The organism is Psychrobacter nivimaris (genome assembly GCF_009812035.1).
Taxonomy (GTDB): domain Bacteria; phylum Pseudomonadota; class Gammaproteobacteria; order Pseudomonadales; family Moraxellaceae; genus Psychrobacter; species Psychrobacter nivimaris.
On record NZ_VZIZ01000030.1, the window covers coordinates 1 to 20,107 of the forward strand.

A 20,107-nucleotide genomic window follows, 5' to 3' on the forward strand; every position below is an offset into this window, starting at 1 on the left:
TCATTGCTTATTCTCCTGTTAGTGGATTATAAGCAGTTACACAGAGTTTGGGAAAGGCTCGTTTATATTTTGTCTTCTATGTTCCGCTCTTTCGCAATCTATATATGTTGCTAAATGATCAATTAGGTTACGTGAAAACATTAAGCGGTTTAGTCGCCCACCCTTTGAATCTGTTCTGTATTTATATCCAGTATTTATCACGGCATAATTTGAATCAGCATTTTGTTCTAAGTAGTGGAGAGCAGTTTTGATACAAGCAATAGAGAGAGTGCATACGCTTTGTTGTCTAGCTCCTGTTCCGAGAGCTATTCTTATCATTAGCTCTAACTCTATTGACGCATAGTTTTTATCAAATGCCCTGAAAATAATTTCTTGTTCTTCAGAGCTTAAAGGACGCAGACTGCCTCCATCTCTCAACTTACCTAGTGATGGTAAGGGTTTTCTGCTGCTTCTTAGCTTGAGATCATTTGTAATAACACTAATATTCCTCATTATTCCTACATTATTATGAATAGGTATAGAAACCTTCCTTTCTCTAAAGGGCTTATTCTCTATATCAGACTGAGATACGAATGATTGATGCTGTATATAATTATAGAAATGAGCAACAGAGGACAGAATGTTATTAATGTATTGAGAGCTAAAGTCGTGCTGTTCTATTACAGCCTGTAAAAAAGCTTTGAATTTGCGAGGAACCCTTTGCTGATACTGGGTAGGTAAGTCTAAAAAGTGTTGGTTACTATGTTCTAGGTACTGTAGATAGTATTTTAGGTGGATAGCTCTTGCGGATAACGTTTTCATATTTGAAAGCGCAGGAGGAGTGTCTAGTTGTCCCATGAGATATAGGTTACCTATTTTCCAAGGTAAACCATCTGATTGAATGATAACAGGCATTCTGAAGTGATAATCTGAGTTAGCTAAAGAGCTAAAAGTGTAATCGTAATCATTAGCCTGAGAAGTCTTTGACCAATTTGCATTCTGCAATCTAAACCGTCTTAGATAAATTACTTTTGCATTAGAGTCAAAAAGGTCTTTAAGATAAGGTTTCATCTCTTTTCTAGTTCACTGAGTTCTTTGGCTTTAAACATAAGCTTTTCTATATATTGAGATAACGAATGGAACTGGTTCTTTGCATCATTTATGGCAAAATTCTTAAGTTCTTTAGGTACCCGGACGTTCATCTGAACCTTCTGATTTGACATGTATTTACCTCTTTAGGGTTTGTTACATAATATGATAGCATTATGCTATCATTGCCGCAAGTTCCTTATGGTAATATTATTTGTTTTAAATTCAATATTCTATTTGGGCTTTAAAATGTCAAAAAATGTGCAGTTTAATTTAAGAATTCCTACTGAATTGAAAGCCCTGATCTCCGATGCCTCAAAAGTTAGTGGACGTTCAATTAATGCCGAGGCACAGTATCGACTAGAAAAATCTTTTGAAGGTCAAGAAGGAAGTTATATCGAAGCTATCGACGATTTAAAGAGTTTTTTTGATGCTCATTTACGTAGCGATCGCTTAAATCTACTATCTGGCAAACTAAATTTCCTCTTGAGTGAAGCTAAGGCAACTGATAGTTTTCATACCCCAAGTATTTCTAGAGTTGCTGAGGCCCTGGGATACAATAGTGTGGGCGTTACTGAGGATTGGTTTGAAGGGCGAAAAGAGCCATCGTTTAACGAATTAGAAAAATTAGCCACATACTTTGGATGCCAAAAGAATTGGCTCGCTCATGATGAAGGAAGGCCTTTCGCAAAAGAAACATTTGAGTTTGGTTATGATATTGAAGAGAATGCTAGAAGCTTATTAAAAGGTAATAATGAAGATGAGGTTAAGTTGGTCTGGTTTGCTCGGAACAATACTGAAAACGGTGAACTAGTTATTATCAAGCATTACGATAGTTGGCATGGTTTGATTCTAGACTCTCGTGTGCATGTCAGTGACAAAGTAGGTATAGGTGGCTCTGAAGACAGAGCGCTCCTATCCTTAACATTAAAGTATCTTTGTAAGTACCATATCTCAAAGATCAGAGGAGCAATAGTTTCAGAACCAGACTTTAACGAATTAATTTGGGCCAAACAAAATCCGATCAAAGTAATTGATAAGTATCGTCACAATTCTTGGATTGAAGATATTTGGGATAGGTCAATGTATTCAAAGAAAGCTAATAGTTACTGGAAGGGATGGAGTGAGATGTGCATGTCTAATGAACTTTATATTAGTGGACATGAGATTTTATCTAAAATATCTATAAAGTAATTTGAGATAAAATAAGTATGCCATACTAGGGCGTGTCATCAATTAGCATAGATATTTCAGAATAAGCTATACTTAGATCGTATTTAGGAATTTGAGCTCAATGACTATGACAAGACGACATGCCCTACGTGATGACCAATGGGAGAGAATTAAAGACATTCTACCTGGTAAACCAAGTGACGTTGGTGTTACTGCAAAGGATAACCGCTTGTTCGTAGAAGCGGTTCTGTACCGTTACAAGACCGGCATACCTTGGCGTGACCTACCTGAACGCTTTGGCGACTTCAGAGTGATTCATACTCGTTTTAGTCGCTGGTCAAAAAAAGGCGTATGGAAGCAGGTTTTTAATCAACTCTCTGAACAATCCGATGACGAATATGCCATGCTAGATGCCACGATTGTTAAAGCCCACCAGCACAGTGCTGGAAAAAAAGGGATCAAGCCATTGGACGCAGCAAAGGTGGACTGAAGACTAAAATACATACTCGAACAGATGCATTAGGCAATCCTACTGGCTTTTATCTAACAGGTGGGGCAGCTCATGACCTGTGTGGCTCAGATGAATTGCTTGATGTCAGTATTAGCCAAACGTGGCTTGCCGATAAAGCTTACGATGCTGATGCCCGCGTTATTGAACCGATTAAAGCAGTGCAAGGTAATGCAGTTATACCATCTAAGTGTCATCGGCTGCAGCCAAGAGACTTCGATAAAGAGCTTTATAAAGCGAGGCACCTAATAGAGAACTTCTTTGCCAAGATTAAGCAGTATCGTGCGATTGCCACTCGCTATGATAAGTTAGCCAGTCATTTCCTTAGTGCCATTCACTTAGTTTCTTGTGTCGTTTGGCTTAATTGATGACACGCCCTAAAGAAAATCAATAAATATGGACGTGCAAGGTAGCCATTACTCGTGGTAATGCGCCTTTAGCAATGTTGCTTTATTGTAATGAAAATAAGGGCACTATACTAGCGTTATTGCGAGCAAATACTGATGTAAATAATAAGGTAAGTAGCAAAGTAAGTAGTAATAAATAACGTTAAACCAAGGATTTAGCGTCTATATTAAAAAGGCTATTTAGTAAGATTGAAAAAGCCAACGTCCTACTATCACAGGAAGTTGGCTTTTTAATGGGTAGAAATGATGTGGAATTTATCTACATTTAAACGATTAATTTAGCGCGGTTAAGGTTTGCTCAAACGCTGCGCGCCCGATTTCACCCACTTGTTGATTGACCAATTGACCGTCTTGATAATACAGCAATGCTGGCGGACCAAACAATTTATAACGCGCTAAGATTGCTTTTGAATCCGCTGTAGTCTCTGTGATATCAAGTTTGACCAATTGCCAATCTTGCATTTGCGCAGGACGATTATGAAATAAGTTTTTATCCATAATCCGGCATGCAATACACCATTCGGCGGTGATAAAGACCAGAACTTTAGGATTGGCGGCGACAATAGTGTCTAGCTCAGCCAGCGTCGTGACCGTCTTATCGGTTGCATTACTGGTGGCTGGTTGACCAGCAGTTGTCTGCAGCACCGGAACCGCAGTTAGGGAGGCAAGCGGATGTAAACTATCATCATTACCCAATGCGGCGCCGACGATTAAACACGTCGCCCAAATACCAGCGATTAAGCCTAGCGCTTGGGTCAGCATCCGACCTTTGCCTAGCCAGCTCCACGCCCACATCGCCACGACCATAAACCACAGCGCCCAAACCATCAGCATCACAGGCGAGATAAAGACGCGTTCAATTAATAACAATGCCACGGCAAAAAGCAACAAAGCAAAGCCCTGCTTGACCCAATTCATCCACTCGCCTGCTTTTGGCATGATTTTACCTTGGGTCGCGCCAATTAAGATAAGCGGCGCCGATAAACCAAAACCGAGCATAAATAAAGCCGCAAAGCCAAGTAATGGACTTCCAATCGTTGATACAGCAAGCAGCGCCCCAAATAAGGGTGCCGAAACGCATGGCGATACCACGAGCGCCGATAAGAATCCCGCAATTAAACTGCCGCCCGTACTACCAAGCTTGCTATCCCCCGCTTGGCTTAGACCCTGCATTTTACTACTGATAAATCTCGGCAGACGAATGCTAAATACGCCCAACATATAAAGGGCTAATAAGACAAAAACGATGGCAAACCCAATTAAAATAATCGGATTTTGTAGCCAACCGATAATGCCTAACGATTCGCCAAATACCGCAATGACCGCGCCTAAAATACCATAAGCGATGGCAACACCAATAGCGTAGCTGGTGGTCAAAATAACACCGCGTTTTACCGTTGGATTGTCTTCACGCGCGACGATATTGGCAACAATCGGTAGCATCGGTAACACGCATGGCGTCAATGCCAAGACCAACCCTGCCAAGAACAATAACACCAATGCCAACCACGGATGCGAAGCTAAGCCAAAAGGGTCACTATTAATGGCGTTATCAACGACAACGGTATTGTTTGTTGCAGCAGCATTATTTATGACAGCGTCATTGTTCGCTGCTTCACTTGTGACATTATCGCCTACCACTTCTTCATCGGCACCAGAGATGGTATTGGTCGCACCAAGCTCTGCATCTAATGCTTCGTCATCTAACAATGCATAATCAATCACCTCGTCATCTGGCATAGTTTGCTCTGTAGCAATACTATCGATATCTGTCCCATCTGTAGAGGCTTGCGCAGTTTCTACATTGCTGTTATTGCTCGCAGAATCTGTAGCAGTGCTACTTGAACTATTGGCTGCCGATTGTGACGCAGCAGCAATATTGACCGTGGTTTTTATTTTCTCCGGTGGATAACAAAGTCCTGCTTTGGCACAGCCTTGCCAACCTATCGTTACAGCGGCATTATTTATCGCCTTGCCATTACTATTGCTCAAAATGGTAGTAGCAACCATATTGGCTTGGTCAAAGACCAATACTTGACCAAAGGTCGGATCATCTATGGAGATAGGCTTTTGGCTAAAGCTAAAAGGTGCGGCACTCACGCCAGCAGGCAGCGTTAGCTTAATTTGGTCTTTATAAACATAGTGCTCAGGCGTAATGTCAAAGTTAATGGCTAAGCGCGTGCCATTATTGGTCGGTTTGCTGCTACTGCTGACTTGAAACGCTTCGTTAACGGGCAAAAATTTCGGTTGGGTCGCGCTTTTATCACTGCTAAACAAATCGCCCAATCCTGCCGCTTGCGATGCCACTGGCACGGCCGTCAGCCCAGTCGCTGCTAGCCCTGTCAATAATGAACCCGCGCTGAAAGCGAACGCCAACAGATAAGATTTTTTCGACGATTTATTTTGCGTTAATGACGGAGACTTTTCTGCGCTCTTAAGGGACATGAAGGGCTACCTATTATTTCCAATATTCGAATTGACCAATTCACTGTCTGTATGGACTTGTCTATTTACAACCCCAGTTCGGGATAAGCCACATTGTAACTCATGAGCTATGCTGAAGAAACCGTAGAGATAAACTTGGTAAACTAAGCGTATTAACAGGAGTTTATCATGACCAAGAAAGTAAGAACCTACAGTGACGAATTTAAAGCCGAGGCCGTCAAGAAGATAGCAGATAATAATGGCAATATCTCAGCTACTGCAAAGCAGTTAGGTATTGCCATGCAAACGCTATCAAACTGGCATAACAAAGCCAATCAAGGCAAGCTTGTTGGCACAGAGCAATATGATCCTGACCTTATGAGTGCTCTTCAAGAAATAAAGCAGCTCAAGCGTCAGCTCAAAGTGGCTGAAGAGGAGCGCGAGATTCTAAATGAGGAGGGATAAAGCGAAGCACTGCTTCGCCCCGACGCAAGGGGAGAGCTATGCTCGAGTTGGCGACGGCGTACTTCGCGAAAAACAGTTAGTAAAGTACGCTTTTATCAAAGACAACCAGTTCCTCTTTCGCATCACCACTATGTGCCGTGTGTTAAGGGTTAAGCCCTCAAGCTATTACGACTGGCTAAGTCGTGACATCAGCGACCAACAGATACACCGCAACCAGTCTGAATTACTGGTTAAAGCCGCTCACAGTGAAATGAAAGAACGTTATGGCGTAGATCGATTGCATGCTCATCTAAGCAAACAAGGCCACAACATTAGCCTGTATATGGTAAGAAGCATCAAAGAGGAACACGGCATCAAATGCCGTCGTCATAAGCGCTTTAAAGTCACTACTGACTCAAACCACAACAAGCTGGTCTATGACAATGTTTTAGATCAGAGGTTTGACGCTAAGCGTCCTAACGAAGCATGGGTCAGCGACATTACCTATATCTGGACTGCTGAGGGCTGGTTATATTTAGCTGGAGTGAAAGATTTATACACCAAAGAGCTGGTCGGCTACGCTATCAATAAGCGTATGACCGCAGATTTAGTTTGCAAAGCACTAAATATGGCCATCAAGAATAAACGTCCAAGCAAAGGGCTAATCGTTCATTCAGACAGAGGCAGCCAGTATTGTAGCCATGCCTACCACAAGATCATCAAGCAGCATAAATTTACAGGCTCAATGAGCGGCAAAGGTAATTGCTATGACAACGCACCTATAGAAAGCTTCTGGGGCGTCTTGAAGAATGAACTAGTATATCATCAAGATTATAAAACGAGGTTTGCAGCCATCAATGATATCATCGGGTATATTGAGCTGTACTACAACCAAACGAGGATTCAAAAGGGTTTGGCCTATAAATCGCCAAGACAGGTGTGGTTTGACTACTATCGTCAAGCTGCGTAATTAAAATCTCCCAAGTTTATGTATACGGATTTGACGGCAGGGGTCAATAGTTTAAAACTTTTATATTTACGTGCGTTAGGACGTTACCTAGAAAAAATAAAAAACTTACACTGATTAAATTATTATGATTAAGTTTACTATTACCCTCGTCTTCTAAGTGTGGTTAGACCTTTGCCAAAATAGCTTAGTAGTAATAACAAGGTTATTATTATCAAGATAGGATAATTTCCCATAAGCATAAAGGGCGTGTTACCAACCCGTGCCTGTATCTCACCACGTAGTACAGTACGCTCAAACTGCGGTGCGCGTTTTACAATACGACCTTTATGGTTAATGATAGCGGTAACACCAGTATTGGTCGCTCGAATAAACCAGCGCCCGTTCTCAAGCGCGCGCATTTGTACCATTTGCAAATGTTGCAATGGTCCTGCTGAAGTGCCAAACCAGGCATCGTTAGAGACGGTCAACAAAAATTCAGTATCGATGGCATTTTTACGCGTGGTATCTGGATAAGCTACCTCATAACAGATAGCCGTCCCTATATTGTGTCCACGCACCTTTAGAGGTGACTGCTGATCACTACCACGACTATAGTTCTTAATATCCTGACTACCGGCCAAACTTGGGAAAATATCGAGCACGCCTTCAAATGGAATATACTCTCCAAAAGGCACTAGACGCTGCTTCTTGTATAGGCCTTCCGCTTCTACACCTCGAGCAATCACGCTATTGTAAAATGGGGGATACTTATCCGTACTGGCATTGAATGCCGCTTTATCCTTATAAGGGATACCAGTTATCCATGTCGTATTGGTCGCATTAGCCATTTCTATCATTTCACTAATAAAGCCCGCAGCCTCATCCTGAAACATAGGAATAGATGATTCAGGCCACACCACAACATCACGTCCCCACTCAGTGCGTGTTAACTTCGCATAAATCTTTAGCGTTTCTACTTGATACTTAGTCAGCCACTTTATATCTTGTGAAATATTACCTTGAATCAATGACACTGACAGATCAGGTGTGCCCTTAGGTTTTGTCCATTGCGGATTGACCAGCCATAATGATGTGCTAATGGCTAATAACAGTACAGAAACGATGGCATAACTACTGCGCCGAAGCAGTAGCTCTACTAAACTTGCAGCCAATAGTATGGCAACAAAAGAGACGGAAAAAACACCAGCAACGGGTGCTAAGGACGATAACCAATACTCTTCAGTAAATGCATAACCAACAAACAGCCACGGAAAGCCTGTGAATAACCAAGTTTTTAACCATTCTTGTAGCACCCAAAGAGCAGCAAATGAAAAGGGTTGTTTGCCTACCATACGGTTAAAGACTAGTGCTAACAATCCATGAAACAGTCCCATACCGAGACCCATCAATGCAATCATAATCAATGCGAGCCACGTTGGTGTATCGCTATAATCATGGATAGCAGTATAGAGCCAAAAGCCGCCGACGCACCATAGCCCCATACCGTAAGCTTCACCGATAATAAAAGCGCGACGACCACTCATACTTGTCACCAACAGCGCATATAAAATCGCTGGTGATACTATTGCTAGCGGCCAAAACCCATAAGGCGCTAGCGAAAATAAAAAAATAGCTCCTGCAAGCCATGCTGCTACTAGCGTAAGCGATAGCGGTAATTGATTTAAGTGAGTACTCAAACGCTTTTGTAGATTAATAGTAGACAGGCGCATCGCAAATTATCCAAAATTATGAGTTTTGAATTTTTAGTCAAAATCCAAAACTTAGATAGAGCCGTTAATACTACAGGCAGTATTTTAAAATAAAAACTGCTTATGATACCAGATACCAGCCTGCACTGCTCAATGGATAAATTTACGTACTCCGTTTGATGGGTTATTATGCTACATTACCAAACGATATGAAGTGTTACTTGATCTTCTATAGCTCACAATATCTACAGTACATGAGAGAGCACTATGACCCCCTTAAAAATAAAATCCAGTCTTATATTCAATCGTTATCTGTCTAAGGGGTTGCGTAGTACGTTAGTATTACTTGCCGCCTCATCACTATTTGCTTGTAGCCAACCGAGTAGTGGCGTATCTGATGCAAGCACAACATCGGCATCAACTGAAGATGTAGTGACTGTTCCGAAGACAGCTGAACCAAACGTTATAAATACTCCTATGATGACATCAGTAAGTAAACCAGACCTACTAAAAAACGTATCAGCCACTGTCTATAAAGATGCCAATTGCGGCTGCTGTAAAGAATGGATAAGTCATGCAGAAGATAATGGTCTAAGTGCAACCGCGCAAGATGTTGCGGACTTAGCCGTATTTAAAGAGCGCTACAGCGTTCCAAATGAAATGCGTTCTTGCCATACTGTAGTCACTACGGATGGTTACGTCTTTGAAGGTCATGTACCCGCTAAATATATGGCGCAGTTTTTAGAAAATCCGCCAGTACAAGCTATGGGTCTTGCCGTACCTGGCATGCCTATTGGTAGCCCAGGTATGGAGTATCAAAATAAATTCATGCCCTATCAGGTTATGCAGCTCAATAAAGACGGGACAACCCAAGTTTATGCTGATATTGAATCGGTAGAGCAGCAATTATAGTGTGTTAGCAGTTAAGAATACTTTGATTATAGTGTTAGCGTTAAAAGTAAATGAGGTAGGTATAAGACTGTTCTATTGCTTATAAAATGATTCTTCATCAAAAAATTCATTAGCTATTGCGACTTTAAAATTAAAAATAACTTTGAATTTGTAACTTTTGATGACAATGTAAGCGAATTTATCGGTTATTAACCCTTAAAATAGATAAATAATTAAGGGTTAATACAAGAATATACAGGATGTATCGAAACAATTACGTAATATTACATAAGCCAGTAGGGAATTAACATCTATATTAATATTATAAATTATTATATTATCTTAATAATTAGTTAGACCCTATATAGGGTAATTACTTCATCCAATAAAAAAACGTCTGAGGGTTAAATCTGTAATTTAGATTTAACCCTCAGACGTTTTTTTGCTTATAAAACAGTAGAAATTGTTGTCAATTTAGTCAGCTATATTCTGTATATGTTACACAAACTTACATTGTAAAATGTGGAATATTAGCAATTTTTTCAACATCAAAAAAGTATTTTTGGGGTTTTTAAGGGTGATGACAGGCTAAACAGCCTATGCTAAAGTCGGCTTTGTGTTTTGGCCAGCAGCTTGATTTGCAACAGCTTCGTAAGACTTCAATGATGCTGTGATCGCCAATAATCATTTTTTATATGAATAATATGCAGCAGAAGTATCAGTCACTATGACGTATATATACTTGAGTTGTTGAAATTTAATTGACTGCGCTGTTGTTGATAACAGACCATTTTGAATTAACCGTAGGTATTAGATTTATGAAACAGGCTTTATTGATTTTGTCAGTACTGGGTATGGGCATAGCACAAACGAGTGGTGCTGCTATCACAATCTCTCAAACAAATAATACCATCACCAATACTTCTGTGGCATCAAACTACGGTTCATCAAAAAACATCTATAGCACTAGCAGTGGTGCTTATGTTTCTAGTAATGATGAAATTAGTCAAGCAATTAGCAACCTAAGTGCGCAGGCCAAGCAAAAAGAGAATCAGCTTTCATCATTAAACAGCCGCTTATACGCTGAAAAACAACAGCAGCAAGTCAATAAGGTTCCTGACAGCAATTCAGCCCCCGCTATCGCTGCGGCTCGCGCCTCAAAAGTGGCTTTATCTGGCAGCTCTGGATATTGTGCCCGTTACGTACGTAAAGCACTACAATCAGCTGGTTATGAATTTACACCCAATCCTTCAGCCTATCAGTACGCCACTCGTGGCACGCTTGAGAAAGCAGGTTTCAGCAAAATCAGCAATGATATGCCAACCCAAGTAGGTGATGTTATTGTCTATGATCGCTCATCAAAGCGTCCACATGGCCATATTCAAATATTTGATGGCGAAAATTGGATTTCTGACTTCCGTCAGAACAGTATCAGCCCATACAGTGGTGTCTATGCTTATACGACATGGCGCGATTCAAAATACGTGGATGACGCATCCGCATCAGATCGTAATATCCACCTTGCTATGAATGATAAATAAGACTTTCTAAGTCAGCACAACATAGTTGTTATTTCCTCCAACCCAGTAGTGATCTTAATATCATTGCTGGGTTTTTTTGTGCTTAACATCAGGGCGTATTTAACCTTTCATGATTTGATCCGTCAGAAATGAACACTACTGATATCATTACTCATGACAGGAGTTATCGACAAGCGCGTTTAAAATGCCACATGATGACGCTGGTGCACTACTTGCACATTTCTGGCGCAAAACGGTCAAGTGATGCTTTAAGTGCATCAGTTCTTCCATTCGTATTTCCACAGCATGAATGTGCTCATCTAGCAAGTTATTCACATCGCCGCAGTCCTTGTCAGGCGACTCCCAGTATTCAAGTAAGATTCGCACATCATCTAAAGCCATATCGAGCGTACGGCAATGTAGGATAAATTGTAGACGCTCAATGTGCTCTTCATTATATAAACGATAATTCCCTTCGCTACGAAAAGGCTCGGGTAATAAGTGCTCCTTTTCGTAATAGCGAATGGTTTCTACTGTGGCACCTGTGCGTTTAGCGAGCTCACCAATTTTGATTGTCATAACAACCTCTATGATTTAAATAATTAAAGTGGCTGTAAAGACTAGCGCTAGAGAAATTAAAATTACGAAACTGTAGATAAATAACCTTGACTCTAAAGCCACTAGAGGGTTCATAATATCATTATTTAAAGGGTAAATTATTATGAAATATCATATTGAAGGTATGGACTGTGCCAGTTGCATCGGCAAGATTGAAACAGCTTTGAAACGTATGCCTGGGGTTTCTGATGTTGAGCTAAATTTTGCTACAGAAACGCTAGAGCTAAGCTTGGCCCCTGATGCGCCGACTCAGGCTAGTGATATTGAAAAAACCATCAAAAGCCTAGGGTTCGGTATATCTGCCAATACTGGTCAACAAACTGTATCGGCTATTGATATTGACAGCGACAATCAGATGGCTCCGCAGGATAAGCGGTGGTGGCAAACTCAAAAAGGCAAACAGGTTGTTGGTCTCGGTATTTTGATGGGCAGCGCTTATGCACTGTCACTACTGTTCCCCGCTTATGGGATATGGGTGTTTGCCATCGCTGTGATTGTAGGCGTTTTTCCATTTGCACGCAAAGCCTTAGCACTGGCTAAAACAGGTTCATTCTTTTCAATTGAAACGCTGATGTCCGTCGCCGTGCTTGGCGCACTTATCATTGGTGAAGCTGAAGAGGCCGCAGCGGTTGTCTTTTTGTTCTCAATCGGTGAACTGTTTGAGAGTATCGCTGCTGATCGCGCTCGCGCTGGCATCAGAGCCTTATCATCGCTGGTTCCGAAAAGTGCAATTTTACTTGATGCTCAAGGTGGGCAGCGTAACGTTCCAGCGACTTCATTACAAGTGAATGACCTTGTGCTGGTGCGTCCTGGAGATAGGGTATCTGCTGATGGTTCCATTGTTCAAGGTGCGTCCAGCCTTGATGATTCGCCCGTGACGGGAGAGTCTGTTCCTGTTGCCAAGACGATGGGTGACAATGTATTTGCAGGGTCAATTAACATCGATGGTGTGCTCCAAGTGCGCGTAGAAAAGACAGCCGCCGATAACACTATTTCGCGCATTATTGATTTGGTAGAGCAAGCGCAAGCTTCCAAAGCACCCACTGCCCGTTTTATTGAGAAATTCAGTCGTTACTATACACCGGCTGTGATGGCTATTGCCGCCCTAATTATCATCGTCCCACCGTTAACCATGGGCGGAGATTGGTCAACTTGGTTATATCGAGGTCTAGCCTTATTATTGATCGCTTGTCCTTGTGCTCTTGTGCTCTCAACACCAGCTGCTATCGCCTCTGGTCTTGCTGTTGGTGCGCGCCGTGGCTTGCTGATCAAAGGCGGTAGTGCTTTAGAAACTATCGGCCAAGTGAAGACGGTCGCTTTTGACAAGACAGGCACTTTAACTGAAGGCAAACCACGCGTGACCGATGTTGTTGCCTTTACACAAGAGGACTCAAGTATTCAAGGTCAGAATTCTCAAGGTCAAGATGAGATATTGGCACTTTTTGCCAGTGTGGAGACTGGTTCTAGTCACCCACTTGCTGAAGCCATTGTCAGCCATGCTGAAGCCGCTAAAGTTGTTATACCTGTGGCTTCCAAAGCTTCTGCTACTGCGGGTAAAGCGGTACACGCAACTGTCGCGGAGCGCGCGCTAGCTATCGGTTCGCCTGTTTACGCAGCCGATGAGGCATTGATTTCATCCACACAACAGGCGCAAATTGAGGCGCTGCAAAATGAGGGTAAGACCGTCTCTGTTCTTTTCGATGAGCAAAACCGTGAAGTGCTTGGATTAATCGCGCTAAGAGACGAATTACGAGACGACGCTCATGAAGGTGTGGCTCAGCTCAAAGCGATGGGTGTGCGCTCCGTCATGCTAACAGGCGACAACCGCTTAACCGCTCAAGCACTTGCCAGTAATTTAGATGTGGAATGGGAAGCTGAGCTGTTGCCTGAGGACAAACTGCGCTTGCTTAACGAGATGAAGAATAACCGCAAAATAGCGATGGTGGGTGATGGTATTAACGATGCGCCAGCGCTAGCAACCGCTGATGTTGGCATCGCAATGGGTGGCGGTACTGATGTGGCCATTGAGACGGCCGACATTGCATTATTGAAAAGTCGTGTTACGGACATGGCTCATCTCATCGCACTGTCGCGCGCCACTATGACCAATATTCATCAGAACGTCATTTTCGCCTTGGGTCTCAAAGGCGTCTTTTTGATCACGACCGTATTCGGCATTACTGGACTATGGATTGCGGTTCTAGCTGATGCTGGAGCAACAGTGCTCGTTACTCTCAATGCGTTACGTTTACTGCGCTTTAAAGGCGCGCCTCCATTGGTAACTGCGCCTAAAGTAGTTAAATAAAACCCTTCGAAATCAATTAAAAACTAGAGATAACAGCAGATTTCGGGGGTGGGTTCTAATAATAAAAATTCCACCGCCACAGTAAACTGCAACCGCATTAGAGTAAATAAGGTTAGACCGTATGTTGATTACAGAATTGGGCTATTTTGCCTTGCTTACCGCTTTTGTATTGGCGTTATTGCAGGTAATTCTGCCAACTATTGGTGTTATTCGTAACCAAGTTGCTTGGCAACGACTAGCCCCTAGCTTAGCTTGGGCACAGTTTGCCGCCATGATAACGTCATTTGGCGCTTTGATAGCAGGTTTTTATTATAATGATTTTAGCCTCAGTTACGTCGCGCAGCATTCCAATACGCTGTTGCCTTGGTACTATAAATTATCGGCGACATGGGGCGGACACGAGGGCTCTTTGCTGCTATGGATGACCATCATGGCCACATGGTGTGCACTGGTATCATACTTTAGTCGCGGCTTGCCGTTATCAATGCGTGCGCGGGTATTAGTTATTTTGGCCGGTGTACAGTTAATGATGCTAACAATGCTGATATTTACCTCGTCACCATTTGAACGTACCTTACCCAATCTAGCGGTCGATGGCGCTGATTTAAATCCTGTCCTACAAGATTTCGGTCTGATTATTCATCCGCCCATGTTATATATGGGCTATGTGGGTATGGTAGTGCCTTTTGCATTTTGTATGGCGGCATTGTGGGAAGGGCGTTTAGATGCTGCTTGGACACGCTGGTCACGTCCATGGGCGCTCGCGGCTTGGGGATTTTTGACCATTGGTATTGCACTGGGCTCGTGGTGGGCCTACTACGAGCTTGGCTGGGGCGGTTGGTGGTTTTGGGATCCGGTAGAGAACGCCTCGTTTATGCCTTGGCTTGTCGGCTTAGCATTGCTGCATTCATTAGCAGTCACTGAAAAGCGCGGGGTGTTTAAAGCATGGACCATCATGCTGGCTATTTTCGCCTTTGCCTTAAGCTTGCTTGGCACGTTCCTGGTACGCTCTGGAGTCCTTACCTCAGTGCATTCGTTTGCCGCTGATCCGACGCGTGGTTTGGTCATCTTAGCTATTCTTGGCATTATCATCGGTAGTGGTCTATTAATGTTTGCCGTTCGCGGTTGGCGTTTAACCGTTGAAAGTCAATATCAGCTGATTTCACGTGAGTCCTTTTTAGTGATCAACAACGCCATCATTTTGATTGCAACCTTAGTGGTGCTGCTCGGCACCCTCTATCCTATTATCGCTGATGCCTTTGGTTTAGGACAAGTGTCCGTTGGCCCTCCTTATTTTAATGCATTATTTGTACCTTTAACGTGGCTGTTATTAATAGCTATGGGTATGGGCTCAAATATTCGCTGGAAAAAAGACACCCGTCCACTACTGGGTATAGGCATGGTCATCGCCGTTAGTAGCTTAGTATTAGCCGCCATTATTACTTACTTTGTTAATCCATCGTCTATGCTTAATATTGGTGTGACTTTAGCCGTTAGCTTTTGGGTACTGCTATGGATGGCAGTTGATTTTAAAGATAAAACTAAGAATGCGCCTAATTTTTTTAACGGTTTGCGGCAGTTGCGTCTGAGCTATTGGGGTCAACAGACTGCTCATATTGGCGTATTGGTTGCTGTCATTGGCATAGCCTTTACTAGTAGCTTGAGTATTGAGCGTGACGTAGCAATGGGTATTGGCGATACAGTCAATGTTCAAGGTTACGATTTTGAAGTAACTGAATTTTTTGAAATAAAGGGGAGTAACTTTGATGCAACGCAAGCTGAGGTTGTAGTGACTAAGAATGGCCAAGAAGTGGCAACGCTATATCCTGAAAAACGTACGTATATTATCAGCACTATGCCAACAACTGAGGCCGCTATTGACCCCAATCTTATGCGCGATGTTTATGTCGCGCTGGGCGAACCTATTGCCGATGGTAGTAACCAATGGGCATTAAGGATTTATGTAAAACCATTAATTCGCTGGATTTGGTTAGGGGCAATTATCATGGCTCTAGGTGGATTAATTAGCATGCTTGATAAACGATACCGCATCAAAAAAGTTAAAGCTCCATTGCTAGTTACTGGTGATCTGGCTACTGATGGAGTCAATGAGGTAGCTATTGAGCAGGCAATCTCAGCATCGACGATGTCGACACTAAAGGAGAAATAAATGACTATGTCGAATAATACTCCTGAGCAAAAAGATAGCCAAAACAGTAAGCAGCGTAACCCAAAGACAATGAAAAAAAAGCAGACGAAGCTATGGTTCTTAATTCCGCTTATCCTCTTTTTTGGATTAGTAGTGATATTGTATATGCGCTTAGGTAAACCAACAAATATTGTGACCAATACCGCTCTTGAGCGTCCGGTTCCTGCCTTTGAGCTGCCGTTATTAGCAGATACTACCCGTACTATCACCAATGATAATTTGCCAGATAAGCCGTTTTTACTTAATGTTTGGGGCTCATGGTGCCCAACTTGCGTTATTGAGCATCCGTTTTTAATGCAACTAGAAGAGCGCGGCGTTGATATCGTTGGTGTGAATTATAAGGATGAGATTGGTAATGCGCTCAGTTACTTAAACCGAGGCGGTGATCCATTTTCTATGTCTATTCAGGATTCATTGGGTCAGTTTGCTCTAGACTTAGGCATAACTGGTGCGCCCGAAACCTTTGTTGTGGATGGAGATGGCATCATTCGTCAGCATATTGTTGGTGAGATTAATGAAGCCAATTGGCAACAGCGTGTTAAGCCGTGCCTGACCGTACTTAATGAGGCTAATAAGAACAACGATAGTCCTGATCTCATTCAGGTTGAGGAGATGTGCAAATGAACGTTACTCGAATAAGAGCTCCTCAACTAAAACCCAATATAGTTTTAAAACTAGCAAGCTTAATACTAGCGTGTCTGCTTAACATGACGGCAAACGCAGCTATTGACGTATACGATTTTGACTCACCACAGCAAGAAGCTCAGTATCGTGGATTAATAGAAGAGTTTCGCTGCCCAAAATGCCAAAATCAAAACCTTGCAGCCTCTGATGCACCGATTGCACAGGATCTAAAGCAAAAAGTCTATGATTTAATTAAAGATAGACGTAGTGATGCTGAAATACGCGCCTATATGCAAGAGCGCTACGGTGACTTTATTAGCTACAAGCCGCCTATGCGACCATCGACATGGATCCTATGGTTTTTTCCACCACTATTATTGCTCGTCTTAATCATCGGCTGGTTTTGGCAAAGTAAGCGTCGCCAAGTTGTCGCCCGTGGCCAAAACGGCGTTACAGTGAACAGTACTGCTGCCTTGACCTCTGCGGAAAAGGCTGAGCTTGATCGTCTATTATCGCAAGCTGAGAATGTCGACCACGATATTACTAGCCTAGAGGACAAAAAATGACCCTATTTTCTACTTTTGGCTTATTTGTAACTCTAAGCTTGCTGATTGCTCTTATATTTGCGCTGATTGCTATTATGCCATGGCTACGAGCACCGCGTTTGCAGTCCAAACCAATAGACAATCAACTGCTAGATATTAATGTTGCAGTATTTCGCGAACGTTTAGCTGAGCTACAAACAGATAAAGACAGCGGTACTATTAATAATAGCCATTATCAAAATCAAAAGCTGGAGCTTGAGCGTCAGCTATTAGATGCGCAGCGTCAGATAACACCTATGGTCACCCCTGATGTCAAAAGCCGTTTAATTGTCGCAGCTTGGATCCCAATATTGGCTGCAATGGCGTATTTACTAATAGGCAATCGTACGCCCGTGTTTGATTTGTGGACAAGCGAGGACAAAGTAGGACAAGTGGCTGACGACCTATTGACAGCTAAAATTGACAAGCCGCCATCATGGGCGTTTGAAGATGGTCGTCAACTGATTAGCGCCATGCAAACCAATGTTCATCGTAATGCTGATGATCCTAATCGCTGGATGCGCCTATCCGAGCTTTTCTTATCTATGGAGGCGACTGACTCTGCGTTAGAAGCCTTATCGCGTGCCTATCGTTTAGCACCTGATAACGAGGAGATTGCTACTACTTATGCTCAGACTAGTTTTTTTGTTAATGAAGGTCAGTTAGACGCTAATATTCGCCGTGTATTACAAGCTATATTAGCTAAAAATCCGCAACATGAACGGGCTCAAATGCTCATGGCAATGGGTGAGACTCGTAGTAGTAACTTTGCCCAAGCGCAAGGTTGGATTAAACGCTTACAAGGCAGCATTGTGGCCAAACCAGGTGATCATACTAAAGCTTTAGCAAGCTTAGATGAGTTAAGCAACTACGTTAGCACGCAAGAAAAGCAAGCGCTAGAAGGTATTGACGTGACAGTGAAAATTAACGCTAATTTATTACCGTTAGTGAAAGCTGATGATGTGTTGTTTGTTGCGATACGTGACGTTAAAGGAGGTCCACCGTTTGCCGCCAAACGTTTACCCATTAGTATTATCAAGCAAGGTGAGGCCAGTATCCGCTTAAGCAATCTTGATGCGATGATGCCAGATCGCACGTTAAATTCAGCTCGTAGTGACAAAACTCAGTTAGCAGTCGTTGCTCGTATTAGTCATAGCGGTAATGCCATAGCAGAGTCAGGCGACTTATCGGGTAATCCTATAGTGATTAGCGCTGAACAGACTCAGGTTAATGTTGAAATCAATCAACAGATTCCCTAATAAAAAATTATTACCGTAAGTTTCATAATACCAGAGCGGTAAGTGGCGCCGTTTATGAAAGTGGCGCGATTAATAATCGTATACCAAAAACATATACGTTTAACATTGTTCATTGTATAAACATAGATAAAGGAAACAACTATGACTGAATCTACCGACAGATTAGATAGTACTAAATTGAATAGCGTTGAATCGGCTAGTACTAATATTGCTGACAAGAAGGTACCTATAGCTGTGAGTAGTACTCATCAATCGATTGACTCTAAAACCATAAATCATACGCCTAAAGCTATGTACGTGACTTCAGGCAACTCAATAACACCTAAAGATAAGTTGGACAAAATGCCAAAAATGGTTGCCAATGGCAGTCGCGCTTTTATCTGGTATTTGTTGGCGATAATGGTATTAATACTTGATCAATGGACTAAGTGGTTGGCCCAAACCACATTAGCGTTCAATGACCCCGTACCGGTCATTGAACCATTTCTCAACTGGACACTCGCTTATAACTATGGGGCAGCATTTAGCTTTTTAGCCAACGCTGGCGGTTGGCAGAAATGGTTTTTCTCAGGCGTAGCTTTTGTAATGGCTATCTTTTTAACGGTTTATTTAATCAAAGCGCCACGTGCAGCCAAGCTATTATCTATGGGGTTGGCCTTAATGCTTGGTGGTGCGATTGGCAACTTAATCGATCGTTTAAGAATTGGTAAAGTGGTTGACTTTATCCATGTGCATTATGCTGATGTCTGGAATTATCCTCTTTTCAATGTTGCAGATATAGGTGTCTGTGTCGGTGTCGCATTGATTATAATTGACATGATATTTTTAGAAAGTAAGCGTAATAAATAAGCACATTGATGCCGATTATCACAAACAAAATGAACTAGCGTCGTATTCACTCTATACGGAAAAATACTTTTTATACTTGAGTATGTTTATAAAATGTGAACTGGAAGGTAATGTATGACTGGTATAGGTACTCACTCATTTTAGGTCTTAAAACTCAATACTTAAAAGCTCTGCGTAGAGCCATTATTATAGAGACATTGAATAATCCATAAATTCTTTATTGATAATAACAAAAGGAAAATACAGTGTCACAGACTCAGCCAACTATTGAAAAAATTCACAGCCTTAGAAAAAAACAAGAGACAGCGTTAAAAAGTCTTACCCTTATATAGTCGATACACTCTAAAAATGTCATAGCACTACTGGGATGAATTTTGCGCAGCCTCTGGGAACGCAGCACGCAAGTAAAATTTATACCAGTAGCGCGTTTAAATCCATAACATTTTTACATTCAGCTGACTATAGACTATTAATTGATTAAGAGACCTGTTTTGATAGTGCCCTTGGGGTATAGCTTTTGAAACCATTTTTCTTTATATTGTCACTTAGACAGGCTGGGCATTTGA

The 20,107-nt window shown here is 42.2% G+C and carries 13 protein-coding genes and 2 pseudogenes; 11 read left to right on the forward strand and 4 right to left on the reverse strand.

The annotated features are described in order from the left end of the window. Positions 1-36: 36 nt before the first annotated feature. Positions 37-1,050, reverse strand: a complete 1,014-nt coding sequence (locus FQV37_RS11170) for a hypothetical protein (RefSeq protein ID WP_160023033.1) — start codon at positions 1,048-1,050, stop codon at positions 37-39. Positions 1,051-1,317: 267 nt separating this feature from the next. Here FQV37_RS11170 and FQV37_RS11175 point away from each other — a divergent pair, with 267 nt between their 5' ends. Then, entirely contained in the window at positions 1,318-2,262 is a 945-nt protein-coding gene (locus FQV37_RS11175) for an Arc family DNA-binding protein (RefSeq protein WP_160023035.1), read from the forward strand. A gap of 106 nt (positions 2,263-2,368) precedes the next feature. Further along, positions 2,369-3,117: pseudogene (locus tag FQV37_RS11180) on the forward strand (IS5 family transposase). 312 nt (positions 3,118-3,429) lie between these two features. Here the strand turns inward: FQV37_RS11180 and FQV37_RS11185 are convergent. Then, positions 3,430-5,601, reverse strand: coding sequence for a cytochrome c biogenesis protein CcdA (locus FQV37_RS11185; protein WP_160023037.1), 2,172 nt, complete (start codon positions 5,599-5,601; stop codon positions 3,430-3,432). 168 nt (positions 5,602-5,769) lie between these two features. Between FQV37_RS11185 and FQV37_RS11190 the strand changes: the two are divergent. Next, positions 5,770-6,994, forward strand: a pseudogene (locus FQV37_RS11190) (IS3 family transposase). A gap of 140 nt (positions 6,995-7,134) precedes the next feature. Here the strand turns inward: FQV37_RS11190 and lnt are convergent. Continuing rightward, positions 7,135-8,703 carry an apolipoprotein N-acyltransferase gene (gene lnt, locus FQV37_RS11195; RefSeq protein ID WP_077449698.1) on the reverse strand — a complete coding sequence of 523 codons (1,569 nt, stop codon included), beginning with the start codon at positions 8,701-8,703 and terminating at the stop codon, positions 7,135-7,137. 246 nt (positions 8,704-8,949) lie between these two features. Here lnt and FQV37_RS11200 point away from each other — a divergent pair, with 246 nt between their 5' ends. Further along, a complete protein-coding gene (locus tag FQV37_RS11200) occupies positions 8,950-9,594 on the forward strand; it encodes a DUF411 domain-containing protein (RefSeq protein ID WP_160023039.1) in 645 nt (214 codons plus the stop codon). Between the two features lie 797 nt (positions 9,595-10,391). Then, positions 10,392-11,114 carry a CHAP domain-containing protein gene (locus FQV37_RS11205; RefSeq protein ID WP_160023041.1) on the forward strand — a complete coding sequence of 241 codons (723 nt, stop codon included), beginning with the start codon at positions 10,392-10,394 and terminating at the stop codon, positions 11,112-11,114. Between the two features lie 147 nt (positions 11,115-11,261). Here the strand turns inward: FQV37_RS11205 and cadR are convergent, their stop codons facing one another. Next, positions 11,262-11,672 (reverse strand): Cd(II)/Pb(II)-responsive transcriptional regulator, encoded by a 411-nt coding sequence (gene cadR, locus FQV37_RS11210; protein WP_025643920.1) that lies wholly within the window; start codon positions 11,670-11,672, stop codon positions 11,262-11,264. A gap of 142 nt (positions 11,673-11,814) precedes the next feature. On the opposite strand from cadR, the gene FQV37_RS11215 reads away from it, so the two are divergent. The 6 genes from FQV37_RS11215 to lspA all read left to right on the forward strand — a co-directional run bounded on the left by FQV37_RS11215 (position 11,815) and on the right by lspA (position 19,541). Continuing rightward, a complete protein-coding gene (locus tag FQV37_RS11215) occupies positions 11,815-14,016 on the forward strand; it encodes a heavy metal translocating P-type ATPase (protein WP_160023043.1) in 2,202 nt (733 codons plus the stop codon). A gap of 121 nt (positions 14,017-14,137) precedes the next feature. Beyond that, positions 14,138-16,186, forward strand: a complete 2,049-nt coding sequence (locus FQV37_RS11220) for a heme lyase CcmF/NrfE family subunit (RefSeq protein ID WP_160023045.1) — start codon at positions 14,138-14,140, stop codon at positions 16,184-16,186. After that, entirely contained in the window at positions 16,187-16,849 is a 663-nt protein-coding gene (locus FQV37_RS11225) for a DsbE family thiol:disulfide interchange protein (RefSeq protein WP_082785775.1), read from the forward strand. Positions 16,850-16,932: 83 nt separating this feature from the next. Then, the gene (locus FQV37_RS11230; protein WP_413191406.1) at positions 16,933-17,415 is read left to right on the forward strand and encodes a cytochrome c-type biogenesis protein; all 483 of its coding nucleotides are present in this window, start codon (positions 16,933-16,935) and stop codon (positions 17,413-17,415) included. Continuing rightward, on the forward strand, positions 17,412-18,692 hold the full coding sequence (gene ccmI, locus FQV37_RS11235; protein WP_160023047.1) for a c-type cytochrome biogenesis protein CcmI: 1,281 nt from the start codon (positions 17,412-17,414) through the stop codon (positions 18,690-18,692). Before FQV37_RS11230 ends, ccmI begins: the two co-directional genes overlap by 4 nt. A gap of 141 nt (positions 18,693-18,833) precedes the next feature. Beyond that, on the forward strand, positions 18,834-19,541 hold the full coding sequence (gene lspA / locus FQV37_RS11240; protein WP_133104927.1) for a signal peptidase II: 708 nt from the start codon (positions 18,834-18,836) through the stop codon (positions 19,539-19,541). Positions 19,542-20,107: the final 566 nt, after the last annotated feature.

Coding starts and splice junctions, on each gene's coding strand:
- FQV37_RS11170 (WP_160023033.1), bottom strand. CDS start 1,050: ATGAAACCTTATCTTAAAGACCTTTTTGACTCTAATGCAAAAGTAATT.
- FQV37_RS11175 (WP_160023035.1), top strand. CDS start 1,318: ATGTCAAAAAATGTGCAGTTTAATTTAAGAATTCCTACTGAATTGAAA.
- FQV37_RS11185 (WP_160023037.1), bottom strand. CDS start 5,601: ATGTCCCTTAAGAGCGCAGAAAAGTCTCCGTCATTAACGCAAAATAAA.
- lnt (WP_077449698.1), bottom strand. CDS start 8,703: ATGCGCCTGTCTACTATTAATCTACAAAAGCGTTTGAGTACTCACTTA.
- FQV37_RS11200 (WP_160023039.1), top strand. CDS start 8,950: ATGACCCCCTTAAAAATAAAATCCAGTCTTATATTCAATCGTTATCTG.
- FQV37_RS11205 (WP_160023041.1), top strand. CDS start 10,392: ATGAAACAGGCTTTATTGATTTTGTCAGTACTGGGTATGGGCATAGCA.
- cadR (WP_025643920.1), bottom strand. CDS start 11,672: ATGACAATCAAAATTGGTGAGCTCGCTAAACGCACAGGTGCCACAGTA.
- FQV37_RS11215 (WP_160023043.1), top strand. CDS start 11,815: ATGAAATATCATATTGAAGGTATGGACTGTGCCAGTTGCATCGGCAAG.
- FQV37_RS11220 (WP_160023045.1), top strand. CDS start 14,138: ATGTTGATTACAGAATTGGGCTATTTTGCCTTGCTTACCGCTTTTGTA.
- FQV37_RS11225 (WP_082785775.1), top strand. CDS start 16,187: ATGACTATGTCGAATAATACTCCTGAGCAAAAAGATAGCCAAAACAGT.
- FQV37_RS11230 (WP_413191406.1), top strand. CDS start 16,933: ATGACGGCAAACGCAGCTATTGACGTATACGATTTTGACTCACCACAG.
- ccmI (WP_160023047.1), top strand. CDS start 17,412: ATGACCCTATTTTCTACTTTTGGCTTATTTGTAACTCTAAGCTTGCTG.
- lspA (WP_133104927.1), top strand. CDS start 18,834: ATGACTGAATCTACCGACAGATTAGATAGTACTAAATTGAATAGCGTT.